Source organism: Streptomyces sp. CB02261, from assembly GCF_001905665.1.
GTDB lineage: Bacteria > Actinomycetota > Actinomycetes > Streptomycetales > Streptomycetaceae > Streptomyces.
The window spans coordinates 1-2,074 of the sequence record NZ_LIVX01000018.1 but is presented as its reverse complement, the minus strand read 5'-3'; the positions used below and the strand labels follow the sequence as shown (position 1 = coordinate 2,074).

Annotated in this window: 1 protein-coding gene; it reads left to right on the top strand. The window is 50.2% G+C overall.

The window, feature by feature from the left end; genetic code table 11:
* Positions 1 to 18 precede the first annotated feature (18 nt).
* Complete coding sequence (locus tag AMK29_RS34890) at positions 19 to 879, top strand: broad-spectrum class A beta-lactamase TEM-116 (protein WP_000027050.1); 861 nt, start codon at positions 19 to 21, stop codon at positions 877 to 879.
* The last annotated feature ends 1,195 nt before the right edge of the window (positions 880 to 2,074 follow it).

Here is a 2,074-nt window from a genome sequence, read left to right as displayed (position 1 = left end):
TATTGAAAAAGGAAGAGTATGAGTATTCAACATTTCCGTGTCGCCCTTATTCCCTTTTTTGCGGCATTTTGCCTTCCTGTTTTTGCTCACCCAGAAACGCTGGTGAAAGTAAAAGATGCTGAAGATCAGTTGGGTGCACGAGTGGGTTACATCGAACTGGATCTCAACAGCGGTAAGATCCTTGAGAGTTTTCGCCCCGAAGAACGTTTTCCAATGATGAGCACTTTTAAAGTTCTGCTATGTGGCGCGGTATTATCCCGTATTGACGCCGGGCAAGAGCAACTCGGTCGCCGCATACACTATTCTCAGAATGACTTGGTTGAGTACTCACCAGTCACAGAAAAGCATCTTACGGATGGCATGACAGTAAGAGAATTATGCAGTGCTGCCATAACCATGAGTGATAACACTGCGGCCAACTTACTTCTGACAACGATCGGAGGACCGAAGGAGCTAACCGCTTTTTTGCACAACATGGGGGATCATGTAACTCGCCTTGATCGTTGGGAACCGGAGCTGAATGAAGCCATACCAAACGACGAGCGTGACACCACGATGCCTGTAGCAATGGCAACAACGTTGCGCAAACTATTAACTGGCGAACTACTTACTCTAGCTTCCCGGCAACAATTAATAGACTGGATGGAGGCGGATAAAGTTGCAGGACCACTTCTGCGCTCGGCCCTTCCGGCTGGCTGGTTTATTGCTGATAAATCTGGAGCCGGTGAGCGTGGGTCTCGCGGTATCATTGCAGCACTGGGGCCAGATGGTAAGCCCTCCCGTATCGTAGTTATCTACACGACGGGGAGTCAGGCAACTATGGATGAACGAAATAGACAGATCGCTGAGATAGGTGCCTCACTGATTAAGCATTGGTAACTGTCAGACCAAGTTTACTCATATATACTTTAGATTGATTTAAAACTTCATTTTTAATTTAAAAGGATCTAGGTGAAGATCCTTTTTGATAATCTCATGACCAAAATCCCTTAACGTGAGTTTTCGTTCCACTGAGCGTCAGACCCCGTAGAAAAGATCAAAGGATCTTCTTGAGATCCTTTTTTTCTGCGCGTAATCTGCTGCTTGCAAACAAAAAAACCACCGCTACCAGCGGTGGTTTGTTTGCCGGATCAAGAGCTACCAACTCTTTTTCCGAAGGTAACTGGCTTCAGCAGAGCGCAGATACCAAATACTGTTCTTCTAGTGTAGCCGTAGTTAGGCCACCACTTCAAGAACTCTGTAGCACCGCCTACATACCTCGCTCTGCTAATCCTGTTACCAGTGGCTGCTGCCAGTGGCGATAAGTCGTGTCTTACCGGGTTGGACTCAAGACGATAGTTACCGGATAAGGCGCAGCGGTCGGGCTGAACGGGGGGTTCGTGCACACAGCCCAGCTTGGAGCGAACGACCTACACCGAACTGAGATACCTACAGCGTGAGCTATGAGAAAGCGCCACGCTTCCCGAAGGGAGAAAGGCGGACAGGTATCCGGTAAGCGGCAGGGTCGGAACAGGAGAGCGCACGAGGGAGCTTCCAGGGGGAAACGCCTGGTATCTTTATAGTCCTGTCGGGTTTCGCCACCTCTGACTTGAGCGTCGATTTTTGTGATGCTCGTCAGGGGGGCGGAGCCTATGGAAAAACGCCAGCAACGCGGCCTTTTTACGGTTCCTGGCCTTTTGCTGGCCTTTTGCTCACATGTTCTTTCCTGCGTTATCCCCTGATTCTGTGGATAACCGTATTACCGCCTTTGAGTGAGCTGATACCGCTCGCCGCAGCCGAACGACCGAGCGCAGCGAGTCAGTGAGCGAGGAAGCGGAAGAGCGCCCAATACGCAAACCGCCTCTCCCCGCGCGTTGGCCGATTCATTAATGCAGCTGGCACGACAGGTTTCCCGACTGGAAAGCGGGCAGTGAGCGCAACGCAATTAATGTGAGTTAGCTCACTCATTAGGCACCCCAGGCTTTACACTTTATGCTTCCGGCTCGTATGTTGTGTGGAATTGTGAGCGGATAACAATTTCACACAGGAAACAGCTATGACCATGATTACGCCAAGCTTGCATGCCTGCAGAGGA

Excerpts from the sequence above, each read along its gene's own strand:
- AMK29_RS34890 (WP_000027050.1), top strand. The coding sequence starts at position 19 with ATGAGTATTCAACATTTCCGTGTCGCCCTTATTCCCTTTTTTGCGGCA.